Annotated in this window: 17 protein-coding genes; 14 read left to right on the top strand and 3 right to left on the bottom strand. The window is 62.4% G+C overall.

The window, feature by feature from the left end:
• The first annotated feature begins 50 nt into the window (after positions 1-50).
• From A2G96_RS08750 to A2G96_RS08710, 9 genes are all read left to right on the top strand, one after another.
• Entirely contained in the window at positions 51-2,015 is a 1,965-nt protein-coding gene (locus A2G96_RS08750; RefSeq protein ID WP_062798548.1) for a copper resistance system multicopper oxidase, read from the top strand.
• Positions 2,016-2,040: 25 nt separating this feature from the next.
• Positions 2,041-3,021 (top strand): copper resistance protein B, encoded by a 981-nt coding sequence (locus tag A2G96_RS08745; protein ID WP_005408883.1) that lies wholly within the window; start codon positions 2,041-2,043, stop codon positions 3,019-3,021.
• Positions 3,022-3,058: 37 nt separating this feature from the next.
• Positions 3,059-3,544, top strand: coding sequence for a DUF411 domain-containing protein (locus A2G96_RS08740; RefSeq protein WP_003090303.1), 486 nt, complete (start codon positions 3,059-3,061; stop codon positions 3,542-3,544).
• A 33-nt stretch (positions 3,545-3,577) separates the two neighbouring features.
• A complete protein-coding gene (locus A2G96_RS08735; protein ID WP_023108470.1) occupies positions 3,578-3,850 on the top strand; it encodes a DUF2933 domain-containing protein in 273 nt (90 codons plus the stop codon).
• 113 nt (positions 3,851-3,963) lie between these two features.
• Entirely contained in the window at positions 3,964-6,444 is a 2,481-nt protein-coding gene (locus A2G96_RS08730; RefSeq protein ID WP_071535739.1) for a heavy metal translocating P-type ATPase, read from the top strand.
• Between the two features lie 141 nt (positions 6,445-6,585).
• The gene (gene copC, locus A2G96_RS08725) at positions 6,586-6,972 is read left to right on the top strand and encodes a copper homeostasis periplasmic binding protein CopC (protein ID WP_003090319.1); all 387 of its coding nucleotides are present in this window, start codon (positions 6,586-6,588) and stop codon (positions 6,970-6,972) included.
• 4 nt (positions 6,973-6,976) lie between these two features.
• On the top strand, positions 6,977-7,903 hold the full coding sequence (copD, locus tag A2G96_RS08720; RefSeq protein WP_003090321.1) for a copper homeostasis membrane protein CopD: 927 nt from the start codon (positions 6,977-6,979) through the stop codon (positions 7,901-7,903).
• A gap of 128 nt (positions 7,904-8,031) precedes the next feature.
• Positions 8,032-8,316 (top strand): CopK family periplasmic copper-binding protein, encoded by a 285-nt coding sequence (locus tag A2G96_RS08715; protein ID WP_003090336.1) that lies wholly within the window; start codon positions 8,032-8,034, stop codon positions 8,314-8,316.
• Positions 8,317-8,546: 230 nt separating this feature from the next.
• Entirely contained in the window at positions 8,547-9,437 is an 891-nt protein-coding gene (locus tag A2G96_RS08710; RefSeq protein WP_003097524.1) for a LysR family transcriptional regulator, read from the top strand.
• A gap of 4 nt (positions 9,438-9,441) precedes the next feature.
• Here A2G96_RS08710 and A2G96_RS32315 read toward each other — a convergent pair whose 3' ends face one another.
• On the bottom strand, positions 9,442-9,747 hold the full coding sequence (locus A2G96_RS32315) for a helix-turn-helix domain-containing protein (RefSeq protein WP_071659031.1): 306 nt from the start codon (positions 9,745-9,747) through the stop codon (positions 9,442-9,444).
• Between the two features lie 107 nt (positions 9,748-9,854).
• Here A2G96_RS32315 and A2G96_RS32310 point away from each other — a divergent pair, with 107 nt between their 5' ends.
• The 5 genes from A2G96_RS32310 to A2G96_RS08685 all read left to right on the top strand — a co-directional run bounded on the left by A2G96_RS32310 (position 9,855) and on the right by A2G96_RS08685 (position 17,126).
• A complete protein-coding gene (locus tag A2G96_RS32310) occupies positions 9,855-10,496 on the top strand; it encodes a LysR substrate-binding domain-containing protein (RefSeq protein ID WP_071659050.1) in 642 nt (213 codons plus the stop codon).
• A 286-nt stretch (positions 10,497-10,782) separates the two neighbouring features.
• The gene (locus tag A2G96_RS08700) at positions 10,783-11,094 is read left to right on the top strand and encodes a hypothetical protein (protein ID WP_006226245.1); all 312 of its coding nucleotides are present in this window, start codon (positions 10,783-10,785) and stop codon (positions 11,092-11,094) included.
• Positions 11,095-11,241: 147 nt separating this feature from the next.
• Positions 11,242-12,477 carry a TolC family protein gene (locus A2G96_RS08695; protein ID WP_003090344.1) on the top strand — a complete coding sequence of 412 codons (1,236 nt, stop codon included), beginning with the start codon at positions 11,242-11,244 and terminating at the stop codon, positions 12,475-12,477.
• A gap of 15 nt (positions 12,478-12,492) precedes the next feature.
• Entirely contained in the window at positions 12,493-14,010 is a 1,518-nt protein-coding gene (locus A2G96_RS08690; RefSeq protein WP_003090346.1) for an efflux RND transporter periplasmic adaptor subunit, read from the top strand.
• Complete coding sequence (locus A2G96_RS08685; RefSeq protein WP_003090347.1) at positions 14,007-17,126, top strand: efflux RND transporter permease subunit; 3,120 nt, start codon at positions 14,007-14,009, stop codon at positions 17,124-17,126. The genes A2G96_RS08690 and A2G96_RS08685 overlap by 4 nt, the downstream gene beginning before the upstream one ends.
• 133 nt (positions 17,127-17,259) lie before the next feature.
• Here A2G96_RS08685 and A2G96_RS34365 read toward each other — a convergent pair whose 3' ends face one another.
• Both A2G96_RS34365 and A2G96_RS08680 read right to left on the bottom strand, forming a co-directional pair.
• On the bottom strand, positions 17,260-17,442 hold the full coding sequence (locus tag A2G96_RS34365; RefSeq protein ID WP_369824519.1) for a DUF2790 domain-containing protein: 183 nt from the start codon (positions 17,440-17,442) through the stop codon (positions 17,260-17,262).
• A 274-nt stretch (positions 17,443-17,716) separates the two neighbouring features.
• A complete protein-coding gene (locus tag A2G96_RS08680) occupies positions 17,717-18,679 on the bottom strand; it encodes an IS5 family transposase (protein ID WP_062798546.1) in 963 nt (320 codons plus the stop codon).
• Positions 18,680-18,713 lie beyond the last annotated feature (34 nt).

The raw sequence follows: 18,713 nt of genomic DNA, 5'->3' as shown, positions 1-18,713 counted from the left end.
GGGGTGGCGTTTAGAACGACTTCCGAGTCATCTATGGAGGATTTCAGGCCATGCCGCCTCGTTCACCCTTTTTTATCGTGCCCACACAGGGCCTTTCTCGTCGGCGTTTCGTCCAAGGGTTAGCCGCCGGCGGCGTTCTCGCTGGGCTGTCCACGCCGGCGTTCAAGGCATTTGCCCAGCAAGGCTCCGCGACGCGCGGTGCCGCCCCTGTGCTGAAGGGCACCGAGTTCGACTTGGTGATCGCCGAATCGCCCGTGAACTTCACGGGCAAGCCAGGCGTGGCTACGACCATCAACGGCTCGCTGCCGGCACCGACATTGCGTTGGCGCGAGGGTGACACCGTCACAATCCGTGTAACCAACAAGCTGCGTGAAGCCACATCCATTCACTGGCACGGGATCATCCTGCCGTATCAGATGGATGGCGTGCCGGGCATCAGCTTCAATGGCATCGCTCCCGGCGAGACCTTCACGTACCGCTTCAAGGTTCAGCAGAGCGGCTCCTACTGGTACCACTCGCACTCCGGCTTCCAGGAACTCACGGGCATGTACGGGGCGATCATCATCGACCCCGCTGGCGCCGAGACCATCCACGCCGACCGTGACCACGTGCTGCTGTTCTCGGATTGGACCGACGAAGACCCGATGCGGGTGTTCACCAAGCTCAAGTCCCAAAGCGACTATTACAACTACAACCAACCTACCGTCTTCGACTTCTTCCGGGACGCCTCGCGCGAAGGCACGGCCGCTGCGATCGACAAGCGCAAGATGTGGAACGAGATGCGGATGAATCCGACGGATCTCGCAGATCTGTCTGCCGCCACGCTGACCTATCTGGCCAACGGCGTCACCCCCGCCGGCAATTGGACGGCGCTGTTCCGACCGGGTGAGCGCGTGCGGCTGCGCATGGTCAACGGTGCGGGCAACACCTTCTACGACGTACGCATTCCAGGACTGAAACTCACGGTGGTGCACGTCGATGGTGTTGACGTGGAGCCGGTGACCGTCGATGAGTTCCGATTCGGTCCTGGCGAAACCGTCGACGTGATCGTCCAGCCACGGGATGACGCTTACACGATCTTCGCCCAGGCGATGGACCGGACAGGCTACGCGCGTGCCACGCTGGCCGTGCGTGAAGGTCTTCAAGCTCCCGTGCCTGCCCTCGATCCGGTCGAATGGCTGACCATGAACGACATGATGGGCGGCATGATGGGGGGCATGGACCATGGCGGGTCCGGCCAGGCCATGGAGATGACCGGGATGACCGGGATGACGGGCATGACCGGGATGACCGGGATGACCGGGATGACGGGCATGACCGGGATGACCGGGATGACCGGGATGACCGGGATGACCGGGATGGGCTCGGGTTCGATGTCCGGGATGGATCATGGGGCGATGGCAGGCATGAATCACGGCGCCATGAACCACGGTGGCATGGCGATGGATCACAGCCAACACGCCGCGGCTGCGGGGGGACTGGCTGTGCCCAGCACTACTGCTCGCCACGCTCGCACCGAGTATGGTGCCAGCACGGACATGCGCGTTGACATGGCGCGCACCAACCTCGATGACCCCGGCATCGGACTGCGCAACAACGGTCGGCGCGTGTTGACCCTCGCGGATCTGCATACCCCGTCGGGGCCGCTGGACAAGAGAGGCCCCGGCCGGGAGGTCGAACTGCACCTCACGGGCAACATGGAACGCTACGCATGGTCCCTGGACGGGCTGGAGTTCGGAAAGTCCACGCCGGTGCACTTCAAACACGGCGAGCGGCTGCGGGTCATTCTGCACAACGACACCATGATGACCCATCCCATGCACCTGCACGGCATGTGGAGCGAGCTGGAAAGCCCCGACGGTCGCTTCCTTGCGCGCCGCCACACCCTGCCGGTGCAGCCGGCACAACGCATCAGCTTCCTGGTGACAGCCGACGCGCTCGGCCGCTGGGCGTGGCACTGCCACCTGATGTTCCACATGGATGCCGGCATGTTCCGCGAAGTCGTGGTGTCTTGAACCCAGCGCACAAGGAAGACCAAGAATGTCCAAAGCACTCCCCACTCGCGCACTGGCCACGACGCTTCTGGCCCTGGTAAGCGTCGCCGCCCAGGCACAAGCACAGAACGACCATGCAGCGCACGGCCAGGCCGACGCTCAAACGGCCGCGCCATCCACTCAGACCGTGGCTCCTGCCGCCGACCCGCACGCGGGTCACGCGACGTCGGCGAGCGGCTCGACCGCGGCCCCGGCCATGGATCACGGCAACATGCAGATGCAGGGCGGGTCGGCGCCTCCTGACGCCCGCGATCCGCATGGCTACTCCAATGGCCTGACATTGGGATCGGGCGACTACGCCGTACCCGGTGTGCCGCGGCTGATGCTGGCCGACGAACACAGGTTCTTTTCGTTGCGCGGCGAAACCCTGGAACGCCGCTTCACGCGCAAAGGGGACGATTCCACGGCCTACGACCTCCAGGCGTGGTATGGGACGACCTACAACAAGGCAGTCGTGAAGGCCGAAGGCGATATCGCCAAAGGAAAGCTCGAAGAATCGCGTACCGAGCTTCTCTGGGGGCACGCCGTCGCACCGTACTGGGACACCCAGCTCGGCGTTCGGGTGGATAACGGGGAAGGCCCGAGCCGTCAATGGTTGGCTTTCGGCATCCAGGGCCTCGCCCCCTACTGGTTCGAGCTGGAGGCGACGGGCTACGTGGGAAGTGGTGGACGTACGGCGCTGCGTGTCGAAGGCAGCTACGAGCTGCTGCTGACCCAGCGACTGATTCTGGAGCCTCGCGCCGAGTTGCAGTTCTATGGCAAGGACGACCCGGAACGCGGTATCGGCAAGGGCCTGGCCGAAGCGTCTGCTGGCTTGCGCCTGCGCTATGAATTCAGTCGCCAGTTCGCCCCCTATATCGGCGTGGAACGGGCGGGCAGCTTCGGACGCACCGCGGACTATGTGCGTGCTGAAGGCGGCCGTGCGCAGCAGACGCGCTGGGTGGCTGGCGTGCGATTCTGGTTCTAGAACCTAGCGGGTTTGATCATCTGATGAGAGGCAATCTATGAACATGCACTACGACAGAAGCCAGGGCAAAGTGCCAAGACGCCAGGCATTGATCGCTGGCCTGTTGGTGATGGCACTCGCAGGACCGAGCCTGGCGCAGAGCCGACCGATTGCCAAGGTCTGGAAGGACCCGAGCTGCGGATGCTGCAAGGACTGGGTCTCACACCTGCAAGGCGCAGGCTTCGATGTGCAGGTTCTCGACACCGGGAACACCGCAGCGCGCACACGGCTGGGCATCCCGCAGAAGTACGGTTCTTGCCACACGGCGCAGATCGGCGGCTATGCCATCGAGGGTCATGTGCCAGCCTCGGACATTCAACGCTTGCTGCGCGAAGCCCCGCAGGCCATCGGCCTCGCGGCGCCGGGCATGCCGGTCGGTTCGCCCGGCATGGATGGTCCGGCCTATGGTGGACGCAAGGACGCCTACGACGTGCTGCTGATCGGGAAAAACGGTAGCAGCACGGTCTATCAGTCGCATCGCTGACCATCCATCAACCCTTCTCCGTGGAGATATGCCATGCAGCATCAGCACACACAGACCCCCAGCGATCGCCCCCGGTGCTGGCGATCGCGCTACGGCGTGGCGTTCCTCATCATCGCCGCTGTCGCCGCGTATTTCCTGCTCAAGGAGCACACGGCACATGTTGCCGGCTATCTCCCCTTCCTGCTGCTGGCGGCTTGTCCGCTGATGCACCTGTTCATGCACCGTGGTCACAGCCACGGCGGACACGATCATGCCGCGCGTCAGGGTAAGGAAGGTGCCGCAGCCTCCAAGGAGCAGAAGCAATAAGTCGAGGCACTCGCACCGTGCGAGCACGCGACGCCGCGCTTGTCTCCTTGCGCGCCTGCGGCCTGCTGCGATCACCAGACACCAACAGTTAACGGCGGAGGGCACTTGTCACTATGAATTCACCCAGCAAGTCTTCAGGACATGAGCACGCAGGCATGGCGGCGGGTGCCACAACGTCCGGCCCGCATACCCACCACCATCACGCCAGCCATGCTGGAAGTGACGACGCGGGCGGGTCCTCAAGCCACACGCAGCCCGATGCCGCGACGCGAGATCCGGTGTGTGGCATGGCGGTCACGGCGGCGTCGGAGCACCGCTCCACGCACTTGGGGAACACGTACTTGTTTTGCAGCACCGGATGCAAGGCCAAATTCGACGCCGATCCGGCGCGATATGCCAGCGGTGACGCGGGCATAGGCACAGGCAGCGGCCATGCACCGCATCACCATGCCAGCACCGCAGTTTCACCGGCCCCGGCGGCATCGCCAACCGCGCCCGGAACCATCTACACCTGCCCGATGCACCCGGAGATCCGCCAGGATCATCCGGGAACCTGCCCCAAGTGCGGGATGACGCTGGAGCCTCTGCTGCCCGACCTCGATGACGACAACCCGGAGTTGCGTGACTTCTCGCGTCGCTTCTGGTGGACCTTGCCGCTGACGCTCGTGGTCCTGGCGCTGGCGATGCTGGGCGAGCGGCTGCACCTGATGGACATGGCTACACAGAGCTGGGTCGAGTTGGTGCTGTCGTTGCCGATCGTGCTGTGGGCCGGCTGGCCCTTCTTCTCCCGCGGCTGGCTGTCCGTGGTCAACCGCAGCCCGAACATGTGGACACTGATCGGCCTGGGAACGGGTGCGGCATTCATCTACAGCGTTGTGGCAACCGTTGCGCCGGAAGTGTTTCCAGCTTCCTTCATGTCCATGGGACGGGTCGGCGTGTATTTCGAGGCCGCCGCCGTCATCATCTCGCTGACACTGCTCGGCCAGGTGCTGGAACTCAAGGCCCGCTCCCAGACTTCGGCAGCCATCAAGTCGCTGCTGGGGCTGGCACCCAAGACGGCGCGGCGCATCAATGCGGACGGCAGCGAGGAAGACGTGCCACTCAGCCATGTGCACGTCGGCGACCTGCTGCGCATCCGACCCGGCGAGAAGGTGCCGGTGGATGGCATCGTGCACGAGGGCAGCAGCTCGATTGACGAATCCATGCTGACCGGCGAACCGCTGCCCGTCAGCAAGCGCGTGGGCGACAAGGTCATCGGGGCCACACTCAACACCAGCGGCGCGCTGATCATGCGTTCGGAGCGGATCGGCTCGGACACCGTTCTATCGCAGATCGTCCAGATGGTCGCCCAGGCGCAGCGTTCCAAGGCACCGATGCAACGCATGGCCGATGTCGTTGCCGGCTACTTCGTGATGGCCGTCGTCGCCATTGCGGTAACGACGCTCCTTGTATGGGGATTCTTCGGGCCACAGCCCACCTGGGTCTATGGACTGATCAATGCGGTGGCCGTCCTGATCATCGCCTGCCCGTGCGCGCTGGGTCTGGCCACGCCGATGTCGATCATGGTCGCAACGGGCCGTGGCGCCACGCAGGGCGTGCTGTTCCGCGATGCCGCGGCGATCGAGAATCTTCGCAAGGTCGATACCCTCGTCATCGACAAGACAGGAACCCTGACCGAAGGCCGACCTGCTTTCGATCAGGTCGTCGCAGCACCCGGCTTTACGAACGACGAGGTGCTGCGTCTTGCGGCCAGCCTGGACCAGGGCAGTGAACACCCCCTGGCCGACGCCATCGTGCAGGCCGCGCGTGCCCAGGGCCTCCAACTCGTGAAGCCTCAGAGCTTTGAATCGGGAACCGGCATCGGCGTGCGCGGAAAGGTTGAGCACCGGCAACTGGCGTTGGGCAACACAGTGCTGATGGAACAGTCTGGCGTATCGGTGGAACCGCTCGTACCCCAGGCCGAAGCTCTGCGCGGCGAAGGGGCCAGCGTCATGTACCTGGCGGTGGACGGGCAGCTCGCGGGCTTGCTCGCCGTGTCCGACCCGGTCAAGGGCAGCACCCCCGAGGCCCTGGCCGCGTTGAAGGCTGCGGGCCTGCGGGTCATCATGGCCACCGGGGACGGGCAGACCACCGCCAAAGCCGTCGGTGCACGCCTAGGCATCGACGAGGTGCATGGTGAGGTCAAGCCGGCGGACAAGCTCATGTTGATCGAGCGACTGCAGAAAGAAGGACGCATCGTCGCCATGGCCGGAGACGGCATCAACGACGCGCCGGCCTTGGCGAAGGCAGACGTGGGCATCGCCATGGGAACGGGAACCGACGTGGCGATGAACAGCGCCCAGGTCACGCTGGTCAAGGGTGACCTGCGTGGCATCGCTGTCGCTCGCACGCTCTCGGTGAGTACCGTGCGCAACATGAAGCAGAACCTCATGTTCGCCTTCCTCTACAACGCGCTGGGCATCCCCATCGCCGCCGGGGTTCTCTATCCCCTCACGGGCTGGCTGCTGTCGCCGCTGATCGCAGCATTGGCGATGAGCCTGAGTTCGGCGTCGGTCGTTGGCAACGCCTTGCGCCTGAGAGCGAGCCGACTGTGACCGGATTTTCCTTCTGAAACTACAGGAGCCTGCTATCGCCCAGCAAACCGTTTCTTTCGTTCCACGCCGTTGCAAAGGTGCAAGCCTTATCTCGGCATTTCGTTCTTAAACCACACCTCACACATCCAGGTAGAAACTTCTATGACCCGTTCACATTTCATCGCCAAGCTCGTCGCGCCGATCGCTGCTGGTCTGTTCGCCACCGCCGCATTCGCGCATCCTTCGCTGGTGTCTTCAACGCCGGCCGACAAGTCGCAGGTTTCTGCGCCAGCCACCATCGAACTGAAGTTCTCCGAGACGCTGGTGCCGCAGTTCTCCGCCGCGAGCCTTGTCATGACTGGCATGCCGGGAATGGCGAGCCATGGCCCGATGAAGATCAACGCCAGCGTCGCGGCTGCCGGCGACGGCAAGACCATGGTCATCACGCCGGCACAGGCGCTCCAGCCCGGTGACTATCGCGTCGAATGGCGTGCCGTCTCCTCGGACACGCATCCGATCACGGGTAACGTCACCTTCAAGGTGAAGTAAGCCCATGGCCGGGGATTGGTTGACCATCGTCCTGCGCCTGGCGCTGTATCTGGACCTGGCGGCGGCGTTTGGCGTCGCCATGTTCGGTCTCTATGCTTTGGGCAACGACGAGCGATCCTCGACGATCTCGCGCCGCTATCGCGTCCTCATTGGCGCATCCGCTGCCATCGGCATTGCCCTGTCGATGTGGGGCATGACGGTCATGGCCAAGGCCATGTCCGGTGCCCAGAGCTACGCGGAGCTGTCAACGCACGTCTTCGACATGCTCATTACGGGCACGCACATGGGCATCGCCTGGTGCATTCGCATCCTCGCGCTGTTGGTGTGTGTGCTCGTCGCAATGTTGAAATTGAACGCTACCTTGCGATTTGCAGTGATGGCGCTCTCCACCGGCGTGGCGCTGGCGACCCTTGCGTGGGCAGGCCACGGCGCGATGGACGACGGCGTTCGCGGCTACATCCATCTTGCGTCGGATATCACGCACCTCTGGGCAGCGGGCGCTTGGGTGGGCGCATTGGTGGCGTTCTTGATGCTGGCATCCCACAAGCAGGATGTCGCGCAAGACCCGGTAGCGGTCCTCAGTCGGACGTCGAATGGCTTTGCTCGCATAGGTACAGCGATCGTGGCTGCACTCGTCGTGAGTGGAATTCTCAATTACCTGTTGATCGCCGGACCATCGTTTGATCCGCTCATCTCGACGCTGTATGGCCGGCTGCTGATGGTAAAGCTCTTGCTTTTCGCAGGCATGCTGGCGTTGGCTGCTGCCAATCGGTATCGGTTGAGCCCGAGCCTGGAGGCTGCTTTGAAGGCAGGCAATCGCGCACAGGCAGTCATCAAGCTTAGGCAGAGTCTGTTCACGGAGGCGACCTTGGCCGTTTTGGTTCTGGCGAGCGTTGCATGGCTTGGCATCTTGTCTCCCACTGGACCCTAGTCCTTCATGGGCGGCAGATGACAGCACATGAATTGAATGTAATGCACGGGTAAGCGCTCTGTAGACGGCCTGCTTCTACATTTAACGACGCGGCGCAAGTTGTCGTCGTTTTTACAAAGGAGTCGATCATGAAATCGCAAATTGTCATTGCCGCCCTGTTGAGCGCTCTCTCCGTGCCAGCCTTCGCCGGTCATGCAGCAGCCCAAGCAGCCAAGGAGATGGTTCCCTTGGCTGACGGTGGAACGCTGTACATCTTCAAGGACGGAAAGATGGCACAGGAAAGCCGCTTCGGGCGCGCCGTCTATCTCAATGTCGGGGCTTCGGTGTCGACGAAGGATGGGCGCAACATCGCGATCACCAGCAATGAAGTCGCTCGCCTCGGGTCGCTGCTACAAAAAGAGCACGGCGGATGACGCCGCGGGTGCGCGGTGCTTTTCAAAGCTTCTGCACAGTGTGACAGAGACGCGCGCCCTGATTGGGCGCGCGCGCTTTGGACGCGTCACGAGCAACCACGAGCGCTCAGATGCCAGTTTTTGCGATGTCAAGCGCATCAACTTCCCTGGAATGGATCCAGTCTCCCCATCCACCGTGATTCGTCCACGGGACATCTGGCGCGAAGGAGAACCTGCGAGGAGCCCGATTTATGGAGTTGCGTCATCTACGATGCTTTGTCGTCTTGGCAGAGGAGTTGCATTTCACGCGGGCGGCCGAGAGGCTGCACATAGAGCAACCCCCCTTGTCTCGCGCGATCAAGGAATTGGAAGATGAGCTTGGGGTCACGCTGTTTGACCGCGACCGCAGGGGCACACGGCTGACCGTGGCGGGGGCGGCATTCTTGCAGGACACCCGCCGACTCTTCACTGTCCTGGAGCAAGCGCGTGAGAATGCCAGAGCCATTGCCGCGGGCCTGAGGGGCAGCCTGCGCATTGCAATTTCCGATGGTGCGATGGACCCACGACTATCGGCGTTCCTAGCTCGTTGCCGCGCGGAAGAGCCCGAGGTCGAGATACGTCTCTCCGAGGTACCGCTGACCGAGCAGATACGGGGCCTACGGTCTGGCGACTTCACGATCGGATTTGCACACGCGGCGGATGTTGGCGAAGGCATCGTGGCTGAACCGATCTGGCGAGACCCGATTGTGATCGCCGTGCCAGCGCGGCACTCGCTTCTTGCGCACAAGCAAGTTCCGCTCAACGAACTTCAGGGTCACCCACTGGTTCTGTGCGACAAACTGGCCTGCGAAGGCTACTGCCGAGAACTAAATCGGCTGCTACAGGTTCTGGAACACAGGCTCAACGTTGTCGAAGAAGTGTCGTCGCTGGACATGATGCTAACGCTGGTCGGCGCAGGCTATGGGATTGGTTTCATGACAGCGACCAAGATTCCCATCAGCCAGAGGCCGGACGTGGTGATTCGCCCTCTGGCGCAGGACACGGCGGTAATCACAACCTATCTGCTTCGGCCAGAAAGCAGCAACTCATCGGTTTCGCTGGATCGCTTCATCGAACGTCTGCGAGGACCTCCGGATGACTAAAGCGTCAATGCCTATCTGAATCGTGCGCCGCGGCACGAAGATTGCGTTCTGCTGCGCTGACGAGTTCCGCAGCACTAAGCTTGAGTCCGGCGGCGATTCTTAAGATCAGAGCGAGAGTGGGCATGTGCTCCCCACGCTCTATTTTGCCCATGTGCGATCGCTCGATCCCTGCTTTCGCAGCCAGTTCTTCCTGAGCAATACCTTGCGTCAGGCGGGCGACACGAACGGCCGCTCCGAATGCCAACGCTGGCTCGGCGTCGAAAGTGGTAGTGCCTGGGGGACGGCCTCGTCGGACAGTTCGCTTCTCCATCCTTGGAAGCGTCGAACAGCCCCGACACTTTAACCACGTTAAGTTTAACTCAAACTAGCTATCATGAAGACTTTCCATCCTTGTCTTATCGCTTCTTGGGGCCTCTCATGCACGACGCCACCAGCCCACGCCCACAGCTCAGGCTCGCCATAGCGCCTGGTGTGGCCTCTTCGAACCTAGCTGCATTGCTTGCCCTGCAGCGCGCGGAGGAGCCCGATGTTTCTATGGAATTTAATGAGGTTACGACGAGCGATCTCATTACAGGCCTCTACAAACGGCGCTTCGACGTCGGCCTTTCTCTGAAGCAGGTGAGCGATTCTTCGCTGAAGAGTCTTTCTCTTTGGTTTGAGGCGACAGCTCTTGCCACGCCGCTGCGATACCCACTGCTCCGGCAGCAGTCAATCAGAATAGATGAACTTAAGGAGCACTCCGTGTTTCGATGGAAGGCCGAATATTCTCCTTCGCTGGACCAGTACCTGTCCTCCATGTCATCAACGGAAAGGCCGAATGTCCAGCATGTCAGTTCTTTTGAGATGTTGTTGCTCTGGGTCGCAGCTGGATATGGCGTAGGGATTTCTTCGCGATCACGCATCGAAACCGCTAGCCAGTGCGGAATCTGCACGCGTCCAATAGCCGATGGCCCCTACGAGGTCATTACGCACCTGCAGCGACTCTCGGGACAGACGAATCTTGTAGCTGATCGATTTGAGCTTAGAGCCTTGCGAGTTGCCGAGGCGCGTAAAGCATGACAACCACGTGCGGTGCCCGCTCTTGCCGGTGGATATGCAGTGGGTGCCGGTTCGGGCCAAGGCGCCGTCCAGACGCATCAATTCATCCTGGAAACTGACCTTGATCAATTCAACTCCCCACAACTTCCAATAGTATGTCCGCATGATCGGCTTAAGGCGCCTTCTCGCAAGATGGAGCCGCTGGATTACCAGCGGCCTAGTCGTAACCTTGCTTTTCTCGCAGGTTGCGATGGCGATGTACGTCTGTCCCAAGCCAGACCCGAGGGCATCTGTGGAAACCACGCAAATGCGTGCCACGATCTCGATGCAGCAGGCTGACAAGTTGCCAATGTCGGATTGCACCGGCATGCCTGATTCCATGGACAGCGAAGCGCCACAGTTGTGCCACGCTCATTGCAGTGGCGATCGGGAGTCGGCGCTTTCATGGCAGGGGCTGGACATTCAGTTTCTCGCAGCGCACGTGATGTGGCTCGCCAACTCGCTGCCCGGGTTGGTTCTCGACCGGGTAGCCCTCAGGCGGCACGTTACCTATATTCCTCCCAATCCCCGCGCGGGCTTTCCGCCGATCTACCTCACGTTCCAAGTCCTGCGGAATTGATTTATGTGTCCGTGCTCGCCGCGCACCGATGCGGCAGACCACGTGATTTCGTGAACACCAATTCCGAGGACAACCATGTTTACTCCCTTTTTTGGCGCCCCCGAGGGTCGCACGTCGGCGCACGGCCGAGGCACAACGCCGGCCTCGATGCGATTGCATTGTCTGAAAGCTATCAGCATCGCGTTGGCGGGCAGTGCGCTTGTTTCGCCTGTAGCCTACGCCCTCGATTTTGCTGAGGCACGCCTTATCGCGGAGCAGCAGAGCCCGCGCATAAGCGCGCAGCAGTTGCAGGTCAACGTCGCCGAATCCGTGCAGAAGGCAGCAGGCTCGCTGCCCGATCCCAAGCTCTCGCTCGGCATCGAAAACTATCCCATCAGCGGCATGGATCGCTGGAGCATGACGCGCGAATCCATGACGATGCAGCGCCTGGCGCTCATGCAGGAAGTGCCCAACAGGGCCAAGCGCGACGCCCAGGTCGCCAGTGCGCAGGCGCGTGTGGATCGAGAGCGCGCGGCGCTGGTTTTGCAGCGATTGCAGATCCGCCAGGAACTCAGCCTGGCGTGGATCGCCGCGCAGGCGGTGGAGCAACGGGAGATACTGCTGACGGAACTGCTCGCGGAGAACCAGCGCCTGCAAGACAGTCTCCCCGCTCGCGTCGCCGGCGGCACGGCCCAGGCTGGCGACCTGTTGGTCGCGCAACAGGAGGCGCTGACACTCACGGACCGCCGTGACGATCTACAGCGGGACCGGGCCAAGGCCAGGGCCGCATTGCGGCGCTGGGTGGGCTCCAGGGCCGACGAAGCACTGCAAGGCGATCCAGGCCCGCTCACTCGCCCCGTCGCGCAACTGCGCACAGAACTGGCGAATCACGCGGAGCTTGAACTCTATCCGGCGATGCAAAGCATGGCCCGGGCCGAGTCCCGCGAAGCCCAATCAGAGACCCGCGGCGATTGGGCCTGGGAGATAGCCTATAGCCGGCGTGATCGCCGATGGGGCGACATGGTGTCATTTCAGGTGACATTCGATCTGCCTTGGCAGAAGGATCGACGCCAAGTGCCCATGATCGAGGCAAAACGGCACGAGTTGGAACGTCTGGACGCCGAACGCGAAGACGTGGCGCGGCGGCATTTGCAGGAGCTGGACGACAGCGCCGCCGAACTCCAAGCGTTGAACAGCCAGATCGACCGCCTGCAGACCGCCGGCTTGCAACTGGTACGGAACCGAGCGGCGCTTGCATTGAGCAACTACCGATCCGCCAAGGGGGACCTGAGCGCCGTGCTCAGTGCACGCGCCCAGGTGCTGGAGACGCGCATGCGTCTGATCGACCTTGGAGCGCAGCGCGACAGCCTCGTCGCCCGACTGAACAGCCTGATCGCGGACTGAGTGGAGACCCTCGCCATGAATACCTCTTCGAGAAACATCCTTGCCGGCTTGACGCTGGTTGCTGCCGGTATTGCCGTTGGATGGGGCGTCGCCCAATGGCGCGCCGGCCACCTCAGCGGCTCCCCCGCTGCCAACGTCACCGTTGCAAGCGCTCCGACCGAGCGCAAGGTGCTGTATTGGTACGACCCGATGGTGCCGACCCAGAAGTTCGACAAGCCCGGCAAGTCGCCCTACATGGACATGCCGTTGATGCCGAAGTACGCGGATGAAGACACGCAAGACAGCACGGGCCTCAGCGTGTCGGCGCAAGCGGTGCAAGCCCTAGGGCTGCGTACAGCCGAAGTCCTGCAAGGCAAGATCGGCGCAGATGTGAACGTCGTGGGCACCGTGCTGCTCAACGACCGCGACGTCAGCATCGTGCAGGCGCGGACCGCTGGCTTCGTCGAGCGTGTCTACGCACGGGCTGCGGGCGACGTGATCGCAGCAGGGGCACCGCTGGCTGACCTATTGCTGCCGGAGTGGATCGCCGCACAGCGCGAGTTTCTCTCGGTTCGCGCGATGGGCGACGCACCGTTGACCGCAGCTGCCCGCCAACGGCTGCTGCTGCTCGGCATGCCGCAAGCCCTGATCGCCCAGGTGGAGCGCACAGGCGAGCCCAAGGGGCTGTACACGGTCACAACACCTCAAGGCGGCTTGGTGGCCGAACTGATGGTGCGCCAGGGCATGACGGTTTCCGCCGGGGAAAGCCTGGCCCGGGTGAATGGCTTGGCCACGGTGTGGATCGAAGCGGCCGTCCCCGAAGCACAAAGCGGACCATTGCAGGTCGGCCAAACGGCGCAGGTCCGGCTGGCGGCGTTTCCCGGTGAAGTGCTCCAGGCGCGCATCGTGAGCATCCTGCCCGAAGCCAACCGCGACACCCGTACGGTGCGAGTGCGGCTTGAAATGGCCAATCCCGGCCAGCGCCTGAAGGCCGGCATGTCCGGCCAGATCGCGCTCAAAGGCAACGAACAGCCCGCGCTGCTTGTTCCCAGCGAAGCGGTCATCCGCACCGGCAAGCGCGCACTGGCCTATGTGGTCGATGGACCCGGCAAGTTCCATCCCGTGGAGGTCCAGGTGGGCGCGGAGGTAGGCGATCAACTGGTGGTCAACGGCGGGCTCGCGGCGGGACAGCAGGTGGTGGCCTCGGCGCAGTTCCTGATCGATTCGGAAGCCAGCCTGCGGGGCGTGCTGCCTGCAGGTGCCGCGGCGTCCGCGCCTGCATCGCCGCACAACGGGCACGACACCTCGTCGCCACCGGCCGCGGCCACCAACGCTTTCGTGGTGCGCGGCGTGATCGAGGAGATGTCGCCCACCGAGCTGACGCTGGCGCACGAGGCCGTGCCAGCCCTCCAATGGCCGGCCATGACCATGGGCTTCAAGATGAGCAGCCCGCAGCTCGCCGCGGGTCTTTCGGTTCGGCAGCAGGTGCAATTCACCTTCTCCAAGCAAGGTGAGGACTACGTGATCACCGCCATCGAAAAGGTGCAGCCATGATCGCCAAGCTGATTCGATGGTCGGTGGCCAATCGCTTCCTGGTGCTGCTGGCCACCGCCATGCTCACGGCATGGGGCGTGTGGGGCGTTCGCAGCACGCCCGTGGATGCGCTGCCGGACTTGTCAGACGTGCAGGTCATCATTCGCACCAACTACCCAGGACAGGCGCCGCAGATCGTCGAGAACCAGGTCACCTACCCGTTGGCCACCACCATGCTGTCGGTGCCAGGGGCCAAGACCGTGCGCGGCTTCTCGTTCTTTGGCGACTCGTTCGTCTATGTCTTGTTCGAGGACGGAACCGACCTGTACTGGGCCCGCTCACGGGTACTGGAATACCTGAACCAGGTCCAGGGCCGATTGCCCGCCACGGCGAAGCCGGCCCTGGGTCCGGACGCCACAGGCGTCGGCTGGATCTTCCAGTACGCGCTCGTGGATCGCACGGGCAAGAACGATCTGGCGCAACTGCGTGCGTTGCAGGACTGGTTCCTCAAGTTCGAACTCAAGAGCCTGCCCAACGTGGCCGAGGTGGCATCGGTGGGGGGCATGGTCAAGCAGTACCAGGTCGTGCTCGACCCGATCAAGTTGGCGTCCTATGGCCTCAGTCAGGCTCAAGTCCGCGATGCCCTGATGGCGGCCAACCAGGAGACCGGCGGCTCCGTCCTGGAATTGTCAGGCGCGGAGTACATGGTCCGCGCGAGCGGCTACCTCAAGACCCTGGACGAGTTCCGGGAGATCCCCTTGACGGCACGCGGCGGTGTGCCGGTGCGGCTGGGGGATGTTGCGACGCTCCAGATAGGCCCGGAGATGCGGCGTGGCATTGCCGAACTCGACGGAGAAGGCGAGGTCGCCGGCGGCGTGGTGGTGCTGCGCTCCGGCAAGAATGCCCAGGAGACGATCGCTGCCGTCAAGGCCAAGCTCGCGGAGCTGCAGGGCAGCCTGCCGCCGGGCGTCGAGATCGTCACCACCTACGACCGCAGCGCGCTGATCGAGCGGGCCATTCGCAATCTCACGACCAAGCTAGGCGAAGAGTTTCTGGTGGTGGCGCTGGTCTGCGCACTGTTCCTTTGGCATCTTCGTTCTGCGCTGGTGGCCATCATCTCGCTACCTCTGGGCGTGATGACGGCGTTCTTGGTCATGCGCTACCAGGGCATCAACGCCAACATCATGTCGCTGGGGGGGATTGCCATCGCCGTGGGGGCGATGGTGGATGCAGCGGTGGTGATGATCGAGAACGCCCACAAGAAGCTGGAGGCTTGGCAGCACGCGCACCCAGATCAACGGCTGCAGGGCAAGGAACGGTGGGACGTGATCACACAGGCCGCGGAGGAAGTCGGTCCTGCGCTCTTCTTCTCACTGCTCATCATCACGCTCTCGTTCATCCCGGTCTTCACCCTAGAAGCGCAGGAAGGCCGGCTGTTCGGCCCGCTGGCGTTCACCAAGACCTACGCGATGGCCGCGGCCGCAGGGCTGTCAGTGACGCTGATTCCCGTACTCATGGGCTACTGGATTCGCGGGCGTATCCCGGATGAGCAGAAGAACCCCATCACCCGCATCCTGATTGCAGCCTACCGGCCAGCACTGGAGTGGGTACTGCGCCGGCCCAAGGCGACGCTGCTGATCGCCGTGCTGGCCTTGGCGACCACGGCCTGGCCCTTGGCGCGGCTCGGCGGTGAGTTTCTGCCGAGGTTGGACGAAGGGGACCTGCTCTACATGCCCTCGGCCCTGCCGGGACTCTCGGCGCAGCGCGCCACGGAGTTGCTGCAGCTGAGCAACCGCATGATCAAGACCGTACCTGAAGTGGACAAGGTGTTCGGCAAGGCAGGACGGGCCGAAACTGCGACCGATCCGGCGCCCCTGGAGATGTTCGAGACCACGGTTAAGCTCAAGCCCAGGGAACAATGGCGTCCAGGCATGACGCCCGAGAAGCTCGTGGAAGAGCTGGATCGTGCCGTGAAGATCCCGGGCCTGTCCAATATCTGGATTCCCCCTATCCGCAATCGCATCGATATGCTGGCTACCGGCATCAAGAGCCCGATCGGGGTGAAGGTGACCGGCAACGACCTGGGCGTGATCGATCGCATCGCTGCAGAGGTCGAGCAGGTCGCCAAGGGCATTCCCGGCGTGACGTCGTCACTCGCGGAGCGCTTGACGGGCGGGCGCTACGTGGATGTTCAGATCGACCGCGTAGCCGCCGGTCGCTACGGCCTGAACATCGCCGATGTCCAGGCGGTCATCGCCGGCGCGGTGGGTGGCGAAAACGTCTCGGAAACGGTCGAGGGGCTTGCCCGCTTTCCGATCAATCTGCGCTACGCGCGAGAATGGCGTGATTCACCACAACGGCTGGCAGAACTACCCATCTTCACGCCGATGGGTCAGCAGATCACGTTGGGGACCGTGGCACGCATCGCGATCACCGATGGACCGCCCATGCTCAAGAGCGAGAACGCACGGCCCTCCGGTTGGGTCTATGTCGATGTGCGCGGCCGTGATCTAGCCTCGGTGGCCAACGAACTGCGCGATGCCATCGGGCAGCAGGTCAAGCTGGAGCCGGGTGTGAGCATCACCTACTCCGGGCAGTTCGAATACATGGAGCGGGCCAATGCACGCCTGAAGGTTGTGGTGCCTGCCACCCTGTTGATCATCTTCGTTCTGTTGTACCTGACCTTCGCGCGTGTGGACGAAGCGGGCTTGATCATGGCGACCTTGCCCTTCGCGCTCACGGGGGGCATCTGGTTCCTGTACCTGCTGAATTACAACCTGTCCATCGCCACCGGCGTGGGATTCATTGCGCTGGCAGGTGTGGCGGCGGAGTTCGGCGTGGTGATGCTCATCTATTTGAAGCAGGCCTTGGCGGAACGTTGCCCCGATGGGCGCAACCCAACGCGAGAAGAACTGCTAGATGCGATCCGGGAAGGGGCGGTGCTGCGCGTGCGCCCAAAAGCGATGACCGTTGCGGTCATCCTGGCGGGCCTGGTACCCATTGTTTGGAGCAGCGGCACGGGCTCTGAAGTCATGAGCCGCATAGCAGCTCCGATGCTCGGCGGGATGGTGACCGCACCGTTGCTGTCGCTGTTCGTGATTCCGGCTGCCTATCTGCTGATGCGTAAGCCGCGCTAACGTTGCAACGCGGCAGGGTCTCATAACCGAGGCCCTGCCGTTTCCGGTGCGGCCTATCGGCACCCCAAGTGAACAACCTATTGAAACATCACACCTAGGGCAAGTTGAATACTGTAAATCGCATCTCGTACAGTCAGTTCTCGTTTCGACAGCCGCTCCCCGAAGCGCGATATTCGAGTATGTTGATTTCTCCTTTCGATTCCACATAAGACATCTGCGCCGGAATTATTCCGCACTTTCCATAGGTGGGCGTGAGCCCGATGACCTTAGCGATATCAAGCGTCATTCCGTAGCGATAATGGACGACGGGAGGCAGGATTCTTTCCTGCGTTCAAGGCATATGCACGTGTGGAAGCTTCATTTGCTTGCAGCGTTTCACCATACAGTCGATCCGTCGAGCCGTCAGCAAAGGCGGGAGCAAGAGCGATAATTGCTAGTGCGATGATGTAATTTCTGAATAACTTCAGGAACGTCTGAATAAGTAACAACAGATAAGAACATTGAGGGGATTTGCTGTTGCGATGAATGAGACGAAGGCGGAATGGGCCCGGCGAGCATCAATTTACAGGCCTTTTCAGGCATCTCTGCATTCAGCAGGCGCATCTTGCCTTCTGGACGCTGAACAAGTGCCTGCGCGCCATGAAGAGATTCGCCAGCGCGGCCACCACGAACAGGCGGTTGCCGTTCTTCGCCAGTCCCCGATAGCTCACCTTGGCAAAGCCGAAGATGCGTTTGATGACGAGGAAGGCATGCTCGACCTTGGCGCGTACTCGCGACTTGGTACGGTTCTTCTCCCGCTCCCGGTCAGTCAACGCTTGGTGCCGGTGGCCTTTCTGATTCGTGAAGTCTTTTGCCTCAGGGGCTGCTCGGGCGATCAGATCCTTCTGGCTGGCATAGGCGGAGTCGCCATAGACTCGCTTCTCCTTGCCATGCAGCAACTGCGGAATGGCGTGCTTGTCATGAACGTTGGCCGAGGTCACGACCACCGAGTGGATCAGCTTGGTCTTGCTATCCACCCCGATGTGGGCTTTCATGCCGAAATGCCACTGCTTGCCCTTCCTGGTCTGGCGCATCTCCGGGTCGCGGGCCTTGTCTTGATTCTTGGTCGAACTCGGCGCACTGATGATCGAGGCATCGACGATAGTGCCGGTCGAGACCTTCAGCCCCTTGCCTTGCAGATGCCTGCCGACTTCCTCGAACAATCGCTGGCCCAGATCATGTTGCTCCAGCAGGTGGCGGAACTTGCAGACGGTGGTCTCGTCAGGGGCGCCTTCCCGGCCCAGGTCAATGCCGACGAAGCTGCGCATGGACAGCGAGTCGTACAGCGCTTCTTCCACCGCCGGGTCGGAGAGATTGAACCAGTTCTGGAGAAAGTAGATGCGCAGCATCCGCTCCAGTCCAATCGGCGGGCGACCGTTGCCGGCCTTCGGATACACCGGCTCGATCAAGGTGCAAAGTGCAGACCACGGCACCACACGATCCATCTCGGCGAGAAACGCCGCACGGCGCGTCGTCTTGCTGTGTCGATCAAAGCTACCTGCCGACAATGTCATCTGCTGTTGACGGCGGTGTAAAAGCGACAGTAAA

This window comes from Cupriavidus nantongensis (genome assembly GCF_001598055.1).
Lineage (GTDB): Bacteria > Pseudomonadota > Gammaproteobacteria > Burkholderiales > Burkholderiaceae > Cupriavidus > Cupriavidus nantongensis.
This window is presented reverse-complemented; position numbering and strand designations above follow the sequence as displayed.